The sequence below is a fragment of the Bacteroides helcogenes P 36-108 genome (assembly GCF_000186225.1).
Lineage (GTDB): Bacteria > Bacteroidota > Bacteroidia > Bacteroidales > Bacteroidaceae > Bacteroides > Bacteroides helcogenes.
Window position 1 is genome coordinate 1,596,682 of sequence record NC_014933.1, and the last position, 20,424, is coordinate 1,617,105.

At 45.8% G+C, this 20,424-nt stretch carries 13 protein-coding genes and 3 pseudogenes; 8 read left to right on the top strand and 8 right to left on the bottom strand.

The features are described from left to right. Positions 1–22 precede the first annotated feature (22 nt). Together mgtE and rsmA are read right to left on the bottom strand one after the other, a co-directional pair. Complete coding sequence (gene mgtE / locus BACHE_RS06355) at positions 23–1,369, bottom strand: magnesium transporter (RefSeq protein WP_013546865.1); 1,347 nt, start codon at positions 1,367–1,369, stop codon at positions 23–25. A 22-nt stretch (positions 1,370–1,391) separates the two neighbouring features. Further along, the gene (gene rsmA, locus BACHE_RS06360) at positions 1,392–2,207 is read right to left on the bottom strand and encodes a 16S rRNA (adenine(1518)-N(6)/adenine(1519)-N(6))-dimethyltransferase RsmA (protein WP_013546866.1); all 816 of its coding nucleotides are present in this window, start codon (positions 2,205–2,207) and stop codon (positions 1,392–1,394) included. Between the two features lie 194 nt (positions 2,208–2,401). On the opposite strand from rsmA, the gene BACHE_RS06365 reads away from it, so the two are divergent. Both BACHE_RS06365 and BACHE_RS06370 read left to right on the top strand, forming a co-directional pair. Beyond that, complete coding sequence (locus BACHE_RS06365) at positions 2,402–3,379, top strand: lysylphosphatidylglycerol synthase transmembrane domain-containing protein (protein ID WP_041579696.1); 978 nt, start codon at positions 2,402–2,404, stop codon at positions 3,377–3,379. Between the two features lie 133 nt (positions 3,380–3,512). Continuing rightward, positions 3,513–4,970 (top strand): aminoacyl-histidine dipeptidase, encoded by a 1,458-nt coding sequence (locus BACHE_RS06370; RefSeq protein ID WP_013546868.1) that lies wholly within the window; start codon positions 3,513–3,515, stop codon positions 4,968–4,970. A gap of 35 nt (positions 4,971–5,005) precedes the next feature. On the opposite strand, the gene BACHE_RS06375 is transcribed toward BACHE_RS06370, so the two are convergent. The 5 genes and pseudogenes from BACHE_RS06375 to BACHE_RS16620 form a co-directional block, all read right to left on the bottom strand. Continuing rightward, a complete protein-coding gene (locus tag BACHE_RS06375; RefSeq protein WP_013546869.1) occupies positions 5,006–5,287 on the bottom strand; it encodes a hypothetical protein in 282 nt (93 codons plus the stop codon). A gap of 217 nt (positions 5,288–5,504) precedes the next feature. Then, a pseudogene (locus BACHE_RS06380) lies at positions 5,505–5,954 on the bottom strand (aldo/keto reductase); the annotation flags it as partial. Between the two features lie 29 nt (positions 5,955–5,983). Further along, positions 5,984–6,088 (bottom strand): annotated as a pseudogene (locus tag BACHE_RS18060) (twin-arginine translocation signal domain-containing protein); the annotation flags it as partial. 4 nt (positions 6,089–6,092) lie between these two features. Beyond that, positions 6,093–6,542, bottom strand: a complete 450-nt coding sequence (locus tag BACHE_RS06385; protein ID WP_013546870.1) for a cupin domain-containing protein — start codon at positions 6,540–6,542, stop codon at positions 6,093–6,095. A gap of 10 nt (positions 6,543–6,552) precedes the next feature. After that, on the bottom strand, positions 6,553–7,389 hold the full coding sequence (locus BACHE_RS16620; RefSeq protein WP_013546871.1) for a flavodoxin: 837 nt from the start codon (positions 7,387–7,389) through the stop codon (positions 6,553–6,555). Positions 7,390–7,924: 535 nt separating this feature from the next. Here BACHE_RS16620 and BACHE_RS06400 point away from each other — a divergent pair. The 3 genes from BACHE_RS06400 (at position 7,925) to meaB (ending at position 16,070) form a co-directional block, all read left to right on the top strand. Beyond that, complete coding sequence (locus BACHE_RS06400; RefSeq protein WP_013546872.1) at positions 7,925–13,789, top strand: alpha-2-macroglobulin family protein; 5,865 nt, start codon at positions 7,925–7,927, stop codon at positions 13,787–13,789. A 73-nt stretch (positions 13,790–13,862) separates the two neighbouring features. Beyond that, positions 13,863–14,936: a DUF1573 domain-containing protein gene (locus tag BACHE_RS06405; RefSeq protein ID WP_013546873.1), complete on the top strand. Its 1,074-nt coding sequence runs from the start codon at positions 13,863–13,865 to the stop codon at positions 14,934–14,936. 36 nt (positions 14,937–14,972) lie between these two features. Beyond that, a complete protein-coding gene (gene meaB, locus BACHE_RS06410) occupies positions 14,973–16,070 on the top strand; it encodes a methylmalonyl Co-A mutase-associated GTPase MeaB (protein WP_013546874.1) in 1,098 nt (365 codons plus the stop codon). 32 nt (positions 16,071–16,102) lie between these two features. Here the strand turns inward: meaB and BACHE_RS17735 are convergent. Beyond that, a pseudogene (locus BACHE_RS17735) lies at positions 16,103–16,246 on the bottom strand (DMT family transporter); the annotation flags it as partial. A gap of 138 nt (positions 16,247–16,384) precedes the next feature. Here BACHE_RS17735 and BACHE_RS06415 point away from each other — a divergent pair. The 3 genes from BACHE_RS06415 to BACHE_RS06425 all read left to right on the top strand — a co-directional run bounded on the left by BACHE_RS06415 (position 16,385) and on the right by BACHE_RS06425 (position 20,388). Beyond that, entirely contained in the window at positions 16,385–18,469 is a 2,085-nt protein-coding gene (locus BACHE_RS06415) for a sensor histidine kinase (protein WP_041579236.1), read from the top strand. Between the two features lie 68 nt (positions 18,470–18,537). After that, a complete protein-coding gene (locus BACHE_RS06420; RefSeq protein ID WP_013546876.1) occupies positions 18,538–19,377 on the top strand; it encodes an AAA family ATPase in 840 nt (279 codons plus the stop codon). Positions 19,378–19,383: 6 nt separating this feature from the next. Beyond that, complete coding sequence (locus BACHE_RS06425) at positions 19,384–20,388, top strand: DUF4435 domain-containing protein (protein ID WP_013546877.1); 1,005 nt, start codon at positions 19,384–19,386, stop codon at positions 20,386–20,388. Positions 20,389–20,424: the final 36 nt, after the last annotated feature.

Sequence of the window (20,424 nt, forward strand, 5' to 3'; positions counted from 1 at the left end):
ACTATCGGTGGGAAGAGTCGGTCTAAGATAACAATACTGTTATTCCCATATACAGCATCATACCTATGATGTCATTGGTAATAGATATGAACGGGCCGGTTGCTATGGCAGGATCTACTTTCAGCTTCTCCAGAGTCATGGGTACGAGTGTGCCGAATATGGATGCGAACATGACTACCGCAAACAAACTGATAGATACGGAATAAGTGACGGTGGCTGTGGAGCCGAACCGGATAAAATTATAGATATATACTAACAAAGATATGATTGTTGCGTTGATGACTGCCACTACTGCCTCTTTGGCTATTTGCTTAAATGTGTCTTTGGCATCCAGCGAGCTGTTGGCAAGGCCTTGTACAATGATGGCGGATGACTGTGTTCCTACATTTCCTCCTGTTCCGCCGATTAGCGGAATATATAATGCCATTTCGGGGTGTGCGGCAAAGGTCGCGTCGAAGTTTCCTAAAATCATGGAGTTGCCGATACCTCCCAACATTCCGATGAGTAGCCACGGAAGACGGGCAGAGGTCTGGCGCATTACATTGTCATCCGTCTCCACGTCTTGCGACAAACCGGATGCCAACTGATAGTCACGTTCTGATTGCTCGCGTACTTCATCCATGACATCATCCACGGTGATTTGTCCCACCAAGCGTCCGATACTGTCAACTACGGGAACAGCCACCAAGTCATATTTTTCGATAATCTGTACCACCTCGTCTATTGAAGTGTCCACATGGACTGAAATAGGATCTTTTTTCATCACATGTTTTACTTTGGAAACAGACGGGGAAGTGATCATTTTCTTTAAAGGGAAAACGCCCTGTAAACGGTCTTCATCGTCGATGACATACACATAATAGATTTCGTCCAGTTTTTCTGCCTGCAAGCGCATTTCTTTCAAGCATTCGGGCATACTCCAATTCTCGTTGACGGTAACCATTTCCGTACCCATCAAACCACCGGCCGTATCTTCATCGTATTTCAGCAAGTCAACGATGTCACCTGCCTGTTCGATGTCCTCGATGTGCGAAAGTATCTCTTCCTGTTTATCTTCGTCAAGCTCTCGTATCAAATCAACAGCATCATCAGTATCCATATAGTCCACGAAGCGCTTGGCGATGGTTTCGGACGGAAGGATTTCCAGAAATTCTTTCCGGACATCTTCGTCCATTTCTACCAATACATCTGCGGCGGTTTCATTATCGAGAAGACGATAAACGAAGCGGGCTTCTTCCGGAGCAAGGTCATTGCATAACTCTGCAATATCTGCCGGATGGAGGTCAATCAAGAGCGACTTGACGTTTTCTGCATCCTTCTGCTCAATAAGGCCTTTGACTTTGTCAATGTATTCTTCGTCTATTTCCATGCTGTTTTCGTTGTTATATAATTTAACTGTCTGTTGCTGTTAAATTATCATTTATATGTTTCAATGCTTGTTCAACCTGATTGGTCAGGTTGATGAATTCCTGTACCGAAAGTTGTTCCGGGCGCTTATTGAATAATGCGTCTTCTGTCAATGGGCAGTCTTTACCGAGTATGGGTTTGATGGAGTTCCGCAATGTTTTTCGGCGCTGGTTGAAGGTGGTCTTTACTACTTGCTTGAACAGTTGTTCGTTGCATCCCAAATGCTGTGTCTCGTTGCGGGTCATGCGGATAACGGCACTTTTTACTTTGGGAGGCGGATTGAATACATGTTCATGGACTGTAAACAGATATTCCACCTTATACCATGCCTGTATCAGTATGCTCAGAATACCATAGGTTTTGCTGCCCGGACCTGCGGCAATACGCTCGGCCACCTCTTTCTGTATCATGCCTGTACAACATGGAATGAGGTCTTTGTTCTCCAGCATTTTGAAGAAAATCTGGCTGGATATGTTATAAGGATAGTTCCCTGTCAGCACGAAAGGATTTCCATTGAACAGTCGTTGCAGGTTCATTTTGAGGAAGTCGTCTTCAATAATATGTTCCTCCAGTTGTGGATAGGTTTCCCGCAGGTAGGCTACCGACTCGAAGTCAACTTCTACAACCTTGACCGGACGTTCTTTTCTTACCAGAAACTGGGTTAATACACCCATGCCCGGACCTACTTCCAGTACCGGGATTCCGGGGCATGCATCCACCGTATCGGCTATATCCTGCGCTACTTTCAAATCTTTCAGGAAGTGCTGGCCGAGAAACTTTTTAGGTTTTACTAATCTCATGTGTCAACAGAATCGTTATTTTTGTTTATGCGGGTATGGGCTGCACTTTCGCATAAAAAAATAAGTACGCTTATTTTGTTCTGCTATTGGTTTGCACTATCTTTGCGGCCTGCAAAGAATGATGCGAGCGCCTATTTCCACGGAGCAAAGGTAATTCTTTTCAATGAAGAATGAAGAATGAAGAGCGTACTTTAATGAATAAACTGCTAAAAAAGACATTGAGAATTGTCTTGCCTATTTTTTTAGGTGGCTTTATCCTTTATTGGGTGTATCGTGATTTTGATTTCGCGCGTGCGAAAGAAGTGTTACTACATGGTACAAACTGGTGGTGGATGTTGTTTTCATTGTTTTTCGGTGTAATGAGCCATGTGTTTCGCGGTTGGCGTTGGAAGCAGACTTTGGAGCCTTTGGATGCTCATCCCAAAACCGGAGATTGTGTGGATGCCATATTCATCTCTTATGCAACCAATCTGGTTCTGCCCCGTGTCGGTGAGGTTTCCCGTTGTGGGGTGCTTTCCAAATATGATAATGTCTCTTTTGCCAAGTCTTTGGGAACGGTGGTTACCGAACGTTTGGTCGATACACTTTGCATACTTCTGATTACAGGTTTTACTTTCCTGCTGCAAATGCCCGTATTTTTCAAGTTCTTTGATGAGACGGGGACTAAAATTCCGTCACTGATGCATCTGTTCACTTCGCCTTGGTTCTATGTTTCCTTATTTTCCGTCGTTGGCGTACTGGTACTTTTGTATTACCTGCTGCGTATGCTCTCTTTTTTTGAGAAAGTGAAAGGGGTGGTGTTGAATGTATGGGAAGGGGTGGTTTCTCTCAGGAATGTGAAGAATGTCCCCTTGTTCATCCTTTATACATTACTTATCTGGATTTGTTATTTCTATCATTTTTATATTACCTTCTATTGTTTCCAGTTTACGGAACATCTTAGTTTCCTTGCCGGACTGGTGATGTTTGTCGGCGGGACTTTTGCTGTGATAGTCCCGACCCCCAACGGAGCGGGGCCTTGGCACTTTGCCGTCATCACCATGATGATGCTCTATGGAGTAAATGATACGGATGCAGGCGTCTTTGCCTTGATAGTGCATGGCATACAGACGTTGTTGGTCATTGTGCTGGGCATTTGTGGTTGGCTTCATCTGTCATTGAGCAATCGATGAAAGAGGCTTTTACGCCTATGATATAAAACTTTTCCCTCATACTTTCGGGATTGCAAGGAAAACAAAATTAAGAATATGGGGTACTATTTTGAAATATAACCGTTATATTTGCGAAAACTAACTTCTTAAAATTATGAGTACAATCTTACAGTTGGCTCCACAGAATGTGTGGAAGCATTTCTATTCGCTGACCCGAATTCCACGCCCGTCGGGACATATGGAGAAGATTACCGAATTTTTGGTAAACTTCGGCAAGAGACTCGGTTTGGAATCGTTTGTCGATGAAATCGGCAATGTTATAATTCGTAAGCCCGCCACTCCGGGTATGGAAAACCGTAAGGGTGTTATTCTCCAGGCGCACATGGATATGGTTCCTCAAAAGAATAACGATACCGTTCACGACTTTACGAAAGACCCTATTGAAACTTATGTTGACGGTGAGTGGGTAAAGGCTAAGGGTACTACCCTTGGGGCGGACAACGGTCTGGGCGTGGCTGCCATCATGGCGGTGCTTGAAGACAAGAACCTGAAACACGGCCCGTTGGAAGCATTGATTACCAAGGACGAAGAAACCGGCATGTATGGTGCATTTGGTCTGAAGCCCGGAACGATGAAGGGGGAAATCCTGCTGAATCTCGACTCTGAAGACGAGGGCGAACTCTATATAGGCTGTGCAGGTGGTATAGACATCACTGCTACGCTGGAATATAAGGAGGAAAAAACGGGTGATGGTTTGGCTGCTCGTAAGATAACCCTGAAAGGATTGCGTGGCGGTCACTCCGGTTTGGAAATCAATCAGGGACGTGGCAATGCCAACAAGCTGCTGGCGCGTATAGTGCATGACTTGCTGATTGAATTTGATTCGCAGTTGGCTTGCTTCGAGGGTGGAAATATGCGCAATGCCATTCCGCGCGAAGCACATGCCGTGCTCGTGTTCGATCCGGAAGATATGGATGGTCTGGAAGATTATATTAGGGAATATGAGGCACAGCTTAATGCCGAATATGCTCCTATTGAAAGTGGCATTACATTGAAGATTGAAGATGTGGAAGTACCTGCTTTTGTCGTTCCGGCAGAAATTCAGGACAATATGATCAGTGTACTGATGGCCTGTCAGAATGGCGTGATGCGCATGATACCCACTGTACCCGATACAGTGGAAACTTCTTCCAATCTGGCTATTGTTGTTATTGCCGCCGGTAAAGCGGATGTCCGTATTTTGGCTCGTAGTTCTTGCGACACTATGAAGGACTTTTTGGCAGACAGCTTGAGTGCATGTTTTGCTATGGCAGGTATGAAGGTGGAATTGAGTGGTGCTTATTCCGGTTGGCAACCTAACGTTGATTCACCGATTCTGCATGCCATGAAGTTGTCCTACAAACAGCAGTTCGGTGTGGAACCTGCAGTGAAGGTAATCCATGCCGGTCTGGAATGTGGCATTATCGGCGCTAATTGTCCGGGTCTTGATATGATTTCATTCGGCCCTACTTTGCGTTCTCCTCACTCTCCGGACGAACGTGCGTTGATTCCTACCGTTTCCAAGTTCTACGATTTCCTGGTAGCTACACTGGAACAGACCCCTGAAAAATAATCTTGGAAGATCAATAAGCGAAGCACACTTCTTTTTTATATCTCTGTGGCATCTGCCATCGGAAGAATGAAAAAGAAGCGTGCTTTGTCTTTATATGTTGTTGTCTTATTTGTTGCAGGTTTCCAAAAAAAGTTCTTTAATTCCATTCTTTTATCTTTTTCGCAGCTAAAATGTCTCCCATGTTTGATTGTTTGGTGATTTGTATTTTCATGCTTCAGTTTTTGATGTATATCAAAAAAAATGCTATAAAACATGCTTTTCTTCTTGGTATTGATTGCTGTCTTGACTAAAGGCTCTATTTTTGTGCTGTAAAACATAAAAGCAACTGGATTTTTAGTTTTCAGGTATTAGTTTAATTTTTTAAGATTATGAAAAAAGTAATGAGCACATTTGCTCGCATTCTATCCCTTGTAGGCCGGAATGAGATGCTGATGATGGGTTACACCATTAAGAATTGAGAGAAGCGATTCTCTCATTTCTTAGGAAATTACAACCTTTTAAGGTGTATTCCATGACAATATTCACATTTGGCTATCAGCGCCCTACCTGTTTCTGTTGCTCGGCATTATACCGATCGCCTGTTACGGGGATAGTGGCAATTGTATTTTCCAATTCTTTCCATTTTTCGGATGTAATGCTGAAACCCAATGTGTGCAGGTTTTCTTCCAAGTGAGATTGTTTTGTTGTGCCGGGAATCGGGACTATCCACGGTGCTTTCTGCAACAGCCAACCGAGAGCTACTTGAGACGAAGTCATGCCATACGTGCGTCCGAACTGTTGCAGTGCATTCACTATACGTGTGTTGGCACGAATGGCTTCGGGCTGGAAGCGGGGCAGTGTCTGTCGGTTATCGTTATTTGCATCGAACACTGTATATTCATTGATACATCCGCCAGGGAAACCACGATTAATGGGACTATAAGGCACAAAGCCGATACCAAGCTCACGGCACACGTCAAGCACACCATTAGTATGGCATTTGCGGCATTTACCTTATTAATAGCAGGTTCTATGGTTAGTGCTGCGCCTACGACTGCCGCTGTCTTTAAAAAGCCGCGACGACTCATTTCACTATCTTTCATAATAGCCGTCTTCTTATTTTGGTTCATCATATCCATTGCTTCAATGTTTTATTGTTTCTGAATATTCTTCCTCTGTCACTTCCCGCAATTGTATGACATGTTTTTCGGGTGAATGCTCGGTGACGGTCATACAATAAATGCGTTTTCCGGGTGTGGCTCCATTCCAATGATGCATATTGGGAGGTGTAACGATAACATCTCCTTTTCGGATGAGCCGTTTTGCCTTACCTTCTTCCTGATAATAGCCTTCACCATCGAGTACGAGCAAAGTCTGTTCCGCATCGGGATGATAGTGCCAGAAGTTACGACTTCCTTTTTCAAACATGAAGTGGACTATCATGTTATTTCCTGAATTTTTCAGCATGGAAATTCTGACATCTCCGGTGTTGTTGGCAGAGGGTGCTTTCATTTCCAAGGGAAAGATTGCCGATTGGCTGGCACAACTGCCCAATAGTGCAGCTATGACAGTTAGGAATAAAAGGTTTCTCATATTTCTTATTTTATTGTTGATTAATTGTAATCCCGATGCGTCCAAGCCAACTGACGAGGTCGTCGTGTGAGTTGTTGGCCGATGAAGAACCTATGCGAAGGCTTTCCGGAAAATTTGCTTCGGGACAAAGCCGGCGGGCATCGGTTATCGTACCGGACATTCCGCTACTGGCACTTGTACAGAATAAAGCTATCTTCTTTCCGGACAGTTTGGAAGCATGACTATGAAGGAAAGACTGCATCGGGGTAGCCATGCGGCTGTACCAGAGAGGGTAGCCGATAAACACGACATCATAATCCTCGAAACTTTCCACATTAGTATTGATGGCCGGATAGGTTCCCTGATTGTCTATTGCATTGAGTTCTTGTTGTCCCACGGTCAGCATCGTGTTATAATCTGTTGTATAAGGGGCAGTCGGCGTGATTTTCACAATATCCCCTCCTGCAATAGAGTGCAGTTCATTGGCAACTGCCTCCGTATGATTGCTCCATGTATAATAGACCACCAGATAACGTCCGTTTCCTGTCGGCTGAGATACAGGTTCGAATTTGGCTTGTAACTGAACGTTTCTTGCAGGCATCACAAATGTATAAGTAGTTTCAGCAGAGAGAAGGTTTGAGTCTTCATACCATCCGCTGAAAGAAAAACCATCGTCAGCAGTAGCAGTTACGCTTACCGATTCTTCCGCTTTGTATGATGTCCGTTCGCTTGCCGCTGTGCCACCTTCAGTGGCAGAAGCGGTAAGGGTATAAGTTCTTTCAGGCTCATTATCGCTGCTACTTGAACAGGATCCTATTACGCCGACAAGCAGTGCCAATGCAAGGCTCTTTAATTTCTGTATTTTCATGTTTTCTCTTTTTTGATTTATAACATTGTTTTAGCCGGGTCAAAATTATGGAGTTCCTATCAATTGATTGCTATACCTATTACTGAACGATTGACCTTTTTTACGGATTCTGTATTTTGTCGTATCGTATTCATTGTGAATTTATTGCTTTTACTTCAAAATAAACTAAAAAGCACTTCCCCAAGCACTATTTTCCGTATCACTGCATTTTATGTCTTTGTTTACTAAGAATTAATCGTCCCATATCTGTTTTCTTTTCGTCCGACAACTGTGGGACGAAAAGAAAACAGATATGGGACGATAATTTAACGGCTGTGGGACGATTGGCTCTTAGTAAGGAAAATATTAGTTTCTTAGGGTGGCAGAAATTAATCGCCGAAGCGGTGAAGATAGTTTTTTGAATCAAGCAGGAAAAGTTTCTTTTGAAGGTGTGTCTCAACCTTTCTTTTTTCAAAAAATTATCATTAAAAGTACGTTTGTTTAAACTTAATTCGTTTCCTTTGTCTTTAATACAAAGACTAACAACCGAATAGCGATGAAGAAATTTCAAGGATTTTGTGCCATGCTGTTGTTGCTGGCTGTTTTCGGACTCCCGGCATTGCGTGCGCAATCGTATGACAAATTGTGGAAACAAGTGGAACAGGCTCAGAAAAAGAGCCTGCCACAGACTGTAATAAAGCTGACCGGTGAAATATACCGGAAAGGGGAAAGAGAGCAGAATGCTCCGCAAATGTTGAAGGCGTATATGTGCCGGAAAACTTATAGGACGGGATTGACTCCGGACAGCCTGTATGCCGACCTGAAGGCGATGGAGCGTTGGGCGCAGTCGGAGAAGGATCCGGTGAATAAGGCAATCTTGCATTCACTGCTGGCGCATGAGTACGCTGATGTCATGCGGAGTAATCGTCGTGCTCTGCTGTCGCGCACAGACCTGGATGTGGATGAGGTTCCCGGTGATGTCCGAGAATGGAGCATCGGCCAGTTTGTGGGCAAGATAGACGAAGAGATTCGCGCATCCTTGCAGAATCCGGCCGGTTTGCTTGCAGCCTCTGCGGAGAAGTATGTGCCTTTTTCTGTTCTGGAAGACGGCAGCCGTTTTTACCGGCATGACATGTATCATTTGCTGGCGAGACGCGCCGTCTCTGCCTACGAAGATCTGGATGGGTTCAACGTGGATACTCTGATGCTTGCCCGGATCGATGCAATCTATCAGAATATGATAAATACCTACCGGCATCGTGCCGGTTCGGAAGATGCCGTAATAATCTGTTCGCTTGATTATTGTGATTGGAAAATTGCGGGCGGTGTCGGCAATGGGCTCTATCCGGCCGTGAGGACGGGGAAAGAGCAGGCTGACAAAGAGTATTTCCGGGCATTGAATGATTTGATAAAAGAATTCGGTGACCGCGAAGTATGTGCTGAAGTTTATATAAAGAAAGCATCCTGGCTGCGTGACGGTACGCAGGGGCGTAGTGTCAGCGAAGCGCTGAAAGTTTGCGATGAAGGACTGAAACGCTATCCGGCCTATAAGCGCATCGATGAACTGAAGAACATTCGCGGGCAGATATTGCAACCGGAGCTTTTCGTAACTATGCGTGAAAGCGGATATCCCGGCGAATCGGTGGATGTGAACGTCAATTTCCGTAACTTGTCCGGTTTTACGCTGAATCTGTATGCCACCACGTTGAGTGAAGTGTCTTGGATGGATCATGGCATCAATAAAGATACTTACAGGAAGTATGCTCGGAAGCTGTCTTCCACACACTTTGCTTTGCAGCCGTTGCCGGGAAGGGACAAGTTACCCCAAGATGTGCCTTATCTTTCTTCGGACACGGTGTTTAAGTTCAGTATTCCTCAGGAAACGGGTGTATATATCCTTCAGGTGGTGTCTGATGCGGAGAATGCCCGCACCGACGATCATTTCTTGGTATCTACCCGCTTCAAGGTGCTTACATTGAACTTGGGAGACGGGCGTACGGAAGTTGTCACCCTGGATGCTTCTACCGGTCAGCCCATTGCCGAGGCGAAAGTCAGTTTCTATTCTTCCTATGGCACACGGAACCCGAAACTTTTGGCGGAGGCGGTGACAGATGCCGGTGGAAAGGCTGTACTGCCCTGGCAGGCGGGAATCCACAGCTATGTGGCACGTAAGGGCAAAGATACTGCCATGATGCCGCAGTCTGTATATATGAGTCGTGAGTATGACAATGGCACAGATGCCGATCGGAGGCAGGTGGCGCTGTTGACTGATAGGTCGCTCTATCGCCCCGGACAGACTGTCTATGTGAAGGGAATAGCCTATCGGCAAAACAAGGATAGTGCCCGTGTGCAGGAAGGGGTGGATTATGAAGTAGCTCTGCTGGATGCCAACCGGAAGGAGATTGCCGCCAAGAGAGTGCGGACCAACGACTTCGGTTCCTTCACGACTGAGTTTGTACTTCCGTCAGCTTGCCTGAACGGTGTGTTCAGCGTGCAGACCAAAGATTCACGGTCGTCTGTTTCTTTCAGAGTGGAAGAATACAAGCGGCCCGGTTTTGAAATAACTTTCACTCCGGTTTCGGAAGCTTATCGGTTAGGCGACAAAGTGGTATTGAAAGGAAATGTGAAAGCTTTCAACGGGATGACGGTGCAGAATGTGCCGCTGGCCTATACCGTAACCCGCCGTAATCCGAGACCGAGTTATTGGAATAGTACCGAGAAACCGCTGCTTGCCGATACTATATCGCTGAATGCCGATGGTGATTTTTTCATTCCTTTGACTTTGGATGCATCGGCCGAGAATACAGGCAGATTCGGATATGTATATACATATAATATAGAAGCCGCTGTGACGGATGAAGCCGGTGAAACACAAACAGCTTCCTACAATCTGTTGGCAGGATCTGATGCCTATTTGTTCGATGTCCGGTTGCCTCAGTACATCTGTAAGGAAGACAGCATGTCTTTCACCTTTGGAGTGAGCAACAGGTTAAACATCCCTTTGAAGGTGAAAGGCATTTACCGCCTCTATCCGCTTGCTGATATAAAGGCGGAAAAAACAGCAGACGCCAAACGCCCTGTACTGGAAGGTGAATTTGTCGCCAATCAGCTTCAGGATTTCGCTTCCTGGAGTAAGCTGCCTTCGGGCAAATATCGTCTGGAGCTTTCTGTCCGTGACAGCTTGGGACATGAGGAGAATAGCGGAGAATATGCTGTAAACGGTTTCTTGCTTTTCTCAAAAGGTGATGCACGTCCGGCTGCATTTACGGACTTCTTCTATCATGAAGAAAATGAGGAATTCGATACAGGGCATCCTGCCGTTTTTTTATTGGGCACTTCTTATCGGGATGCCTATGTACTGATGGATGTTTTCTGTGACCGTAAGCGCATTGAAAGCCGCGTGTTGCAGTTGAATGATACCATCTTGCGTATGGAATATCCTTATAAAGAAGCGTATGGCGATGGCGTCACTCTGCTTTTCTGTTTTGTGAAAGGCGGTGAGATGTACAGCCGGCAAATTTATCTGAAGAAACGGAAGCCCGAACGCACTCTCCTCATGAAATGGGAAGTGTTCCGCGACCGTTTGCGTCCGGGGCAGGAGGAGGAATGGAAACTTGCCATCAAGACACCTCAAGGTATGCCTGCCGACGCCGAAATGCTGGCAACCATGTACGATGCTTCATTGGATAAGATTTATAACCGCAGTCAGCTTTTGCAGGTGTTCTATCCGAGTGCTCTTTACGGTGCTTTTCGGAGGACAAGTCATTATGACGCTAATCGTTTCTCAATATATTTCCCTTTGAAGACTTGGAAGATACCGGTATGGGCATTTGATTATTTTTATTCTCCCTATAATGCAGTGATGGAAATGGCGGGAGCTGTATCGGATGGCGTTCTGATGGAAACACCCGTCATGGGGCGCGGCAGTGTGGCTTTGAGATTGCAAGGAAAGGCTAATGGGATAGAGACCGCAAAAGCAGAGACGCCGTTTGTGCCTGCCGCCGAGTCCGGCGGACAGCTTGCGATGGTTGAAGACCGGGAAGTGGCTGATGTTGTTTTTGAGGAAGAAATGATACCTGTTGGCGGTGAGCAGATGTCCGGCCTTCGCACCAATTTTGCTGAGACGGCCTTCTTCTATCCCCAGCTTCGTACCAATGCTCAGGGAGAGGTCGCTTTCTCCTTCACGATGCCCCAAAGTCTTACACGTTGGAATTTCTGCGGCTACTCGCATACCAGAGACATGATGACAGGAATGCTTGGTGCTGCTGCGGTCACTGCCAAAGAATTTATGCTGACTCCGAATATGCCCCGTTTTATTCGTGTGGGGGATAAGACGCAGATAGCTGCTTCCATTGCCAATCTGACAGGGAAAACGGTACAAGGTGCGGTTACGTTCACTCTTTTCGACCCTGTGACAGAAAAGACAGTCTCTACTCAGAAGCAGAAATTTACCGTAAAAGCAGGAAAGACTGCCTCTGTCAACTTCCATCTTGATGTAACCGACCGCTATGATTTGCTTGGTGTCCGTATGATTGCCGATGGAGGTACGTTCAGTGACGGAGAGCAACATTTGCTGCCTGTCTTGAGTGACAAGGAGTATCTTACGGAGACTGTTGCCATGCCTGTTCGCGGTGAGCAGATCCGTACTTTTGCATTGGACAGCCTCTTTAACCGTAACAGCCGTACGGCAACCGACCGTCGTCTGACAGTGGAGTTTACAGGTAATCCGGCGTGGTATGCCGTGCAGGCATTGCCGGTATTGAGCCTGCCTACAGGTGATAATGCTATTTCGTGGGCTACGGCTTACTATGCCAATAGTCTGGCCGGCTTTATTGCCAACAGCCAACCGCGTATCAAGTCGGTATTCAATCGCTGGAAGCTGGCAGGTGTCACGAAAGAGGATTTCCTCAGCCGGTTGGAGAAAAATCAGGATGTAAAGAATATCTTGCTTGACGAATCCCCTTGGCTGCTCGAAGCTACTACCGAGACCGAACGGCAAGCTCGCATTGCTACGCTGTTTGATCTTAACCAATTGAATGGGCGTAATTTGTCTGCACTCACCAAGTTGAAAGAATTACAAGGTGAAGATGGTGGATGGAGTTGGTACAAAGGCATGTACAGCAGCCTGCATATCACTGATTATATCACGGAATTGCTTGTGCGCCTTTCTGCCATGACTAAAGAAAAACAACCTTCAGAAATAGTTGAAATGAAAAGGAAAGCTTTCGGTTACATCAACAAGGAAGCTTTGGCCGAATATCATAACCTTCGTAAAGCCGAAAATAACGGTGCGAAATATCCGGTACTTTCAAATGCGGCCATGAAGTATCTATATCTGATTGCTCTCAGCGGTGAAAAAGTGCCGGCAGAAAACCAGGCGGCTTATCGCTACTTCTTGTCTAAGGTGGGCAACAATCTTGAAAACGGCACGATGATAACTAAAGCGCAGTCCGCCGCAATCTTGAAAGCTGCGGGTCGCACTGCCGAAGCGGATGAATTCATCGCTTCCCTCAAAGAACATTTGGTGCAGACTGATGAAATGGGAGCTTATTTTGCTTTCCATGCCGATCCTTACAGTTGGGGCATGCAATCTGTTACTGCTCATGTGGAGGTCATGGAAGCTCTGCACAGGGCAGGCGGAAATGATGTCTTGATGGAAGAAATGAAGCTTTGGCTGTTGAAACAGAAACAGACTGCCGGCTGGAATTCTCCGGTGGCTACCGCAGATGCCGTTTATGCGCTGCTTTGTCAGGGTAGTGACTTGCTGGAAAACCGTGGGGACGTACGTATAACTTTAGGCAATAAGGTTCTTGAAACCTTGTCGCCGGCAAAAACTATAATTCCCGAACTGGGTTATGTAAGGGAAACCTTTACGCAAGACAATCCTGAATTGAAGGTTAAGTCTATCACCGTGGAGAAACGGGATGCCGGAATTGCCTGGGGAGCTGTTTATGCCCAATATTTGTCGCCGGTAACCGAAGTAAAGCAGCAGGGGAGGGAATTAAACATTGAAAAGAAACTGTACGTTGAACGTGTGGCGACAGATGGCAAGAAATCCTTGCAGTCGGTTGCCGGCATTGCAGGATTGTCTGTTGGGGACAAGGTCGTTTCACGCCTCACCATCAGCCTTGACCGTGCTATGGATTTCATTCAGTTGAAAGACCGGAGCGCCGCTTGTTTTGAACCGGTAGGCTCACTTTCCGGTTATCGCTGGAGCAACGGTTTCGGCTATTATGTGGAAGTGGAAGATGCCGCGACCAACTTCTTCTTCGATCACTTGGATAAGGGAGTATATGTGTTGGAACATAGCTACCGCATAGCCCGTGGCGGAACGTATCAGGTAGGATTGGCTACCATACAGTGTGCCTATGCTCCGGAATATGCTTCGCATTCGGCAGGTGGAACGGTAGCTATTAAGTAATTTGCGTTCTTCTATTTTAGGTACTCTCATTGAAAACCCTTATTTTTGTGCAGCCAATTTAGAAATAAAATAAATGAAACGCATCTTTACTACTTTATACACACTTGCTGCCGTGGCATTGGCAGCCGTGGCTCAGTCACGTTTTACCTCCAACACCGAGATGTACAGTTTCGGTCAGATTGAATGGAAGCAGCCGGTGACGGCGCAATACACCATAACCAATACGGGTGACCAACCTCTGGTGCTTACGGAGGTGGAGCCGGATTGCGCCTGCTCTGTGGCTCAATGGACCAAAAGCCCTATTGCCCCGGGAGCGAAAGGAGTTGTCAATGTCACGTTCGATGCGGAAGCATTGGGGCATTTCCAAAAGTCGGTAGCAATACACACTAATGCACAGCCTCATCTGGTTTACTTGAAGTTCAACGGGGAAGTGGTACGGGCAATCAAGGATTTTACCCGGACACACCCGTACCTGATCGGACAGATACGCATTGATAAGAACAGCCTTGACTTTCCGGATATGCAGCATGGTGAACATCCAACGATGCATATAGGTGTGGTCAATCTTTCCGAACGCCCATACGAGCCGGTCCTGATGCACCTGCCGCCTTATTTGCAAATGGAAGCCAAGCCCAATGTGCTTCAGAAAGGAGAAAAAGGTATCATCACGTTGACTTTGAATTCAGAGAAGCTGACCGATTTAGGCTTGACACAGGCATCGGTCTATCTGGCGCGTTTTGCCGGAGACAAGGTAGGGGATGAAAATGAAATCCCTGTTTCTGCCGTTCTCTTGCCGGATTTCTCCGGCATGACTGCCACGGAAAAGGCGAACGCACCCGTTATTGACCTTTCAGCCAAAGAGATTGACATGAGCGATGTATTGGCTAAGAAATCGAAGGCCCGGCAAGATATTGCCATAACCAATAAGGGACATGCTCCTTTGCAGATAAACAAGTTGCAGGTATTCCATCCGGCAGTAGGCGTCAACCTGAAGAAAAGTGTGTTGCAACCCGGTGAAAGTACCCGCCTCCGTGTGACAGTAGAAAAGAAAAATATAGGCAAGAAGCGCCGCCATTTACGTTTGTTGATTATAACGAATGATCCGATGCAGCCCAAAGTGGAAATCAATATAAAGGCAAAACAGTAGCAACTGCCGACTGCCTGTTACTAAAAAAAGATTATCATGGAACATCCAGAGAATAACGAAGCATACAAGGGCTTGGCTGTCAATGCAGGCATTGAGCAACCGTCATCTGTCAATCCTTATCTGAAACGGCGTAGCAGGAAACGTCAGCTTTCCGTGGCAGAATATGTGGATGGTATTGTGAAAGGCAATGTTACAATACTGAGTCAGGCCGTGACGCTGGTAGAAAGCGTGAAGCCGGAGCATCAGGCCATAGCACAGGAAGTGATAGAGAAATGTCTGCCTTATTCGGGTAACTCTATCCGTGTGGGCATCAGTGGTGTACCCGGAGCAGGCAAGAGTACCTCTATTGATGTTTTCGGCCTGCATGTTCTTGATAAGTATGACGGCAAGTTGGCGGTTCTTGCCATTGATCCCAGCAGCGAACGTAGCAAAGGAAGTATTCTTGGCGATAAGACACGCATGGAGAAACTTTCCGTTCACCCCAAATCATTTATTCGGCCCAGCCCGTCGGCAGGCTCGTTGGGAGGAGTGGCCCGCAAAACACGTGAAACGATTGTGCTGTGCGAAGCTGCCGGCTTTGACAAGATATTCGTGGAAACGGTGGGAGTGGGTCAAAGTGAGACAGCCGTTCATTCTATGGTGGATTTTTTCTTGCTTATCCAACTTGCCGGCACGGGTGACGAACTGCAAGGCATCAAGCGTGGTATTATGGAGATGGCAGATGGCATTGTCATCAATAAGGCAGATGGGGATAATCTGGAGCGTGCCAAGTTGGCGGCTTCACAATTCCGCAGTGCCTTGCACCTTTTCCCTGCTCCGGAAAGTGGATGGACGCCTCAGGTGCTTACCTATTCGGGCTTCTATAATCTGGGAGTGAAAGAAATCTGGGACATGGTTTATAAGTATGTGGATTTCGTGAAGGATAACGGTTATTTTGAATATCGTCGCAACGAGCAAAGCAAATACTGGATGTATGAAACGATTAACGAGCAACTTCGTGACAGTTTCTATCATAATCCGGAGATAGAAGTTATGCTGACTGATAAGGAAAATCAGGTGTTGCAGGGCAATCTGACCTCTTTTGTAGCAGCCAAGAACCTGCTTGACACTTATTTTGCCGGATTGAAAAAATAAACAACCGGAATTTCAAGGGGGATTGCAGGAGATTATGGCACTTCCCCTTCCTGTTCCAAGTCTTTGCGTGATTTGCTTTGCGTAACGATATATACTCCTGAAAATACCAAAGCGATAGCTATCCCCTTTTGCATCGTAAAAGTGCCCATGCCTAAGATTATAGCAACGGTGGAGGCAGGTCATGGACAATCCGAAGATATAGACTCTTTGGTTGAAAAACATTTATACGTAGTTATATGTGAATATATTTGTTCTTCCTTTCAATTTATTTTATATTTGTGGCATAGTGGCAGAATGTGCAAATTGTCTATATTATGAAAAACAATCTGATAAGAACTGTAATAATGGTATGGGTCTTTCTTTTTTCCATACCGAATGGATATTCACAGAGTCCCGATTCCGGTGAAATCCGAAAGAACCTGTTGGAAGCACTGCGTAAAAAGCCCCTTGACAGGCGAAACCAAATGGAACTGTATATAGATTTGCACGATTTGTCCGACAATGATACGGATAGGAGTATTTATATCCGTGAGGCTTTGAACTTGGCCATTCAGTTAAAAGACCAGTCATATATTTTTGAAACGCTTGACATACTTTGCCGTCTTCATAAGAATGTTCCGGATTCCTTGAACTGTTATCAGCAGGTGGGAAAGAAGTGCTTAACGGGTCCCTATAAGGATTTTTACATGGCATGGCTCAAAGCCTATCCGTCTGTCTGTAAAATGGACGAAGCGGAAAAGCCGGATGAGGCTAATAAGGAGATTGCATATTACAAAAAGCATAAGGCTGATCTCTCAAATAGACCGGAGGAATTACAGTGGGAAATGATTATGTGTTCGGCCATGGAATGCCTTAACTATTTTTCGCCGTCATCTGTTTTCTCGGAAGATCGTATCATTCATTTGAAAAATATTCAGCAATTAATTGATAATCTACCTTTTGAAGTCTGTTATAAGTTTAATTGGTACTATCTTACACGTGTGGAATTTATTTATCGCAGTGAAGGAGGAGACATAAATGCTGCTAAGGCGGTGGATGCTTTGGAGAAAATAGAACAGCTTTATGACAGGCAGTTTGAACTCCCGTTTTTCAAAAGACGTACTTATTACAGTGTGTTTAGGAGGGAGGAATTACGTGTGGGTGTTTATAGTGAGATGCTTTTTTTCGGAAATATCATAGGACAGAAAAGACTGGATGGCATCTATTCACAGATGAAAGAGTTCTATCGGAAACACACCTCGAAGAAAGACCGAAAGTTATTCTTATCATCTTCCTTTTTCTATTATCTCTACTCCTCGCAGTATGACAAGGCTATGCAGACAGTGGATGAAATGCTGTTACAGACAGATTCGGCGGATATAAACCGGCAATCCGAACTGCTTGCTAATAAGATTGATCTGGTTACTCGGTGGGGGCAGCACTATAAGGAGGGGTTTGAAGCCTTTTGGAAATATAATGCTTTAATGGAGCAGAACCGGGTGGAAGAGACAAACAGGCAGTTGGCTGAAATGCGCTCATTGTTTGAAGTTGACAAGCTGAAGATGGAGCAGGCCGAACTTCAGGCACGTTATCATGGCATTGCTTTAATAGTCGTTTTGGTGTTTTCATTAATCTTTTTTACGTGGGGACTTTATCAGTATTGGCTGAAGAAGCGGCTGAAGGTTGCGCAGTTGGATTTGCTTCAGGCAAATAAAAAGGTTGCCGAGGAAAGTGAACGGGCCAAGGCGAGCGACCGTATGAAGACAGAGTTTCTTCAATCCATGTCTCACGAAATACGTACCCCTCTGAATTCTATCAGTGGTTTCAGTGCCCTTTTGCTGGATGAAGATGTGGATATGGAAGAAAAAAAGAATTTTCCGGCCATTATAGAGAAAAACTCCCGGCAACTGATAGAACTCTTCGAGAGTATTTTGCACATGTCTGATCTGAGCAGCTCTTTGGATTTATTTCCCATGGAGCAGATAGACATATTGCCTGTCTGTCTTGATGTCGCGGAAGCATATCAGGTAAAAGCTGATAAACTTGGGTTTAAATGCGTGTTAAACACTACGAGCGACAAGTGTCTGATAAAGACAAATGCAATACATCTGCAACATGCATTGGAGCATCTCCTGAATAATGCCATGAAGTTTGCCGATTCTGGTGTCATTGGTATGGGCTTGGTGCATTTGGAGGGAAAAGTGCGTATCTGTGTAACCGATACCGGCATCAGTATTCCTGAAGATAAAGCGGAATATATATTCGACCGCTTCACCAAGTTAGACGAGTTTACGCCGGGCATCGGATTAGGATTGTATTCTTGTCGCCTCATTCTCAATCGGCTGGGTGGAACTATTTATCTTGATACATCTTATAAAGATGGTGCGCGCTTTTGCATGGAATTGCCGGACAATGAATGATTTTATTCTTCGGCAGAGTGAAAGTCAGAGATATTTCTTTATATTTGTTTCAAATTAAAGCAAAAATCATGGAAGTACAGGCCAATTATATCAAACGTATCGAGATACACGGATTGTGGCATCGGTATGATATTGCATGGGATTTGCGTTCCGACGTAAATATTCTTTCCGGCATTAACGGAGTAGGGAAGACTACCATTTTGAACCGTTCTGTGGGCTATCTGGAGCAGACTTCCGGTGAAGTGAAAAGCGATGAGAAGAATGGAGTGCACGTCTTTTTCGATAATCCGGAAGCTACTTATATACCTTATGATGTGATCCGCAGTTATGACCGCCCACTTATTATGGGGGATTTCACTGCACGCATGGCCGACCCGGAAGTAAAGTCGGAACTGGACTGGCAGATCTACTTGTTGCAGAGGCGTTATTTGGACTATCAGGTCAATGTGGGCAACAAGATGATTGAATTGTTGGGTGGGGATGAAGGGCAGCGTAGCATGGCTTCTTCCCTTTCCGCTCCCAAGAGGAAATTTCAGGATCTGATGGATGGGCTGTTCAGCTATACCCGCAAAAAGATAGACCGCAGAAGCAATGAGATCGTTTTCCATCAGGATGGCGAGCGACTCTCACCTTATAAGCTTTCGTCCGGTGAGAAGCAGATGCTTGTGATTCTGCTTACCGTGCTGGTGCGCGACGGCGGACATTGCGTCCTTTTCATGGATGAACCGGAAGCGTCCTTGCATATAGAGTGGCAGCAGAAGCTTATCGGCATGATACGTGAATTGAATCCCAACGTGCAACTTGTCCTCACCACCCACTCGCCGGCCGTCATCATGGAAGGATGGCTGGATGCAGTGACGGAGGTTGAAGACATATCAACGATTATCGGTAATGAGGTGGCAAGGTGATAAAGTATGGCAACTTCTCTAAAAAATAATCTTACTTCGGCCTATCTGGATGCTGCACGTAAGCTTTCACCAAAAAAGGCTCGCAGACGTATTGTGGCGTATGTGGAGAGTTATGACGATGTGGCTTTTTGGCGCACGTTGCTGTCCGAGTTCGAAAATGACGAACGTTATTTCCAAGTAATGCTTCCTTCGTCCACCTCGTTGGCAAAAGGCAAAAAGATGGTGTTGATGAATACGTTGAATACTGCCGAGCTGGGGCGCAGCCTGATTGCCTGTGTGGACAGTGATTATGACTTCTTGTTGCAGGGAGCCACTAATGTATCACGGAAGCTGAACCATAATCCTTATATCTTCCAAACCTATGGATATGCCATCGAGAATTTTCATTGTTTCGCTGACAGCTTGCGTGATGTTTGTGTGCAAGCTACGTTGAACGACAGATTCATACTGGATTTTCCGGCTTTTCTGAGGCGCTATTCGCAGATAGCCTATCCCTTGTTTTTGTGGAACATCTGGTTTTACCGCCGGCGTGACACGCATACTTTTCCCATGTACGATTTCAATGCTTGCGTGCGTTTGCGTGATGTAAATATTCGCTGCCCCTATCGTAGCCTGGATGAAATGCAGCAGGAGGTGTCTGCAAAGCTGTCGGAGATGCAGGCACGTTTCCCGCAGCATGCGGACGATATAGACCGTTTGGGCAAGGAACTGGAAAAGCTGGGGCTGACTCCCGATACGGCCTATCTCTATATGCAGGGGCATCATATCATGGACTGTGTCGTACTGAAAATCCTGACACCGGTATGCACCGTGCTGCGCCGTGAGAGGGAACAGGAGATCAAGCGGTTGGCAGAGCATAGCGCACAGTTCCGCAACGAGCTTACCGGCTATGAAAACAGCCAGGCCAACGTGTCGCTGATGCTCAAGAAAAACAGCGGCTATAAGAACCTTTATCTCTATCAGTGGCTGAAGGAGGATGTAAGGAAGTTCCTTGAACGGGAAAAACTCTGAGCAATGAAAAAACTTGAGTAATGAAATGAAACAGAA

Bases quoted from the DNA above. Each gene is read 5' to 3' on its own strand.
- BACHE_RS06400 (WP_013546872.1), top strand. From the start codon at position 7,925: ATGAAGAAATTTCAAGGATTTTGTGCCATGCTGTTGTTGCTGGCTGTT.
- BACHE_RS06385 (WP_013546870.1), bottom strand. From the start codon at position 6,542: ATGAGAAACCTTTTATTCCTAACTGTCATAGCTGCACTATTGGGCAGT.
- BACHE_RS06415 (WP_041579236.1), top strand. From the start codon at position 16,385: ATGAAAAACAATCTGATAAGAACTGTAATAATGGTATGGGTCTTTCTT.
- meaB (WP_013546874.1), top strand. From the start codon at position 14,973: ATGGAACATCCAGAGAATAACGAAGCATACAAGGGCTTGGCTGTCAAT.
- BACHE_RS06425 (WP_013546877.1), top strand. From the start codon at position 19,384: ATGGCAACTTCTCTAAAAAATAATCTTACTTCGGCCTATCTGGATGCT.
- BACHE_RS06375 (WP_013546869.1), bottom strand. From the start codon at position 5,287: ATGTTTTACAGCACAAAAATAGAGCCTTTAGTCAAGACAGCAATCAAT.
- rsmA (WP_013546866.1), bottom strand. From the start codon at position 2,207: ATGAGATTAGTAAAACCTAAAAAGTTTCTCGGCCAGCACTTCCTGAAA.
- BACHE_RS06420 (WP_013546876.1), top strand. From the start codon at position 18,538: ATGGAAGTACAGGCCAATTATATCAAACGTATCGAGATACACGGATTG.
- BACHE_RS06370 (WP_013546868.1), top strand. From the start codon at position 3,513: ATGAGTACAATCTTACAGTTGGCTCCACAGAATGTGTGGAAGCATTTC.
- BACHE_RS06405 (WP_013546873.1), top strand. From the start codon at position 13,863: ATGAAACGCATCTTTACTACTTTATACACACTTGCTGCCGTGGCATTG.
- BACHE_RS06365 (WP_041579696.1), top strand. From the start codon at position 2,402: ATGAATAAACTGCTAAAAAAGACATTGAGAATTGTCTTGCCTATTTTT.
- BACHE_RS16620 (WP_013546871.1), bottom strand. From the start codon at position 7,389: ATGAAAATACAGAAATTAAAGAGCCTTGCATTGGCACTGCTTGTCGGC.
- mgtE (WP_013546865.1), bottom strand. From the start codon at position 1,369: ATGGAAATAGACGAAGAATACATTGACAAAGTCAAAGGCCTTATTGAG.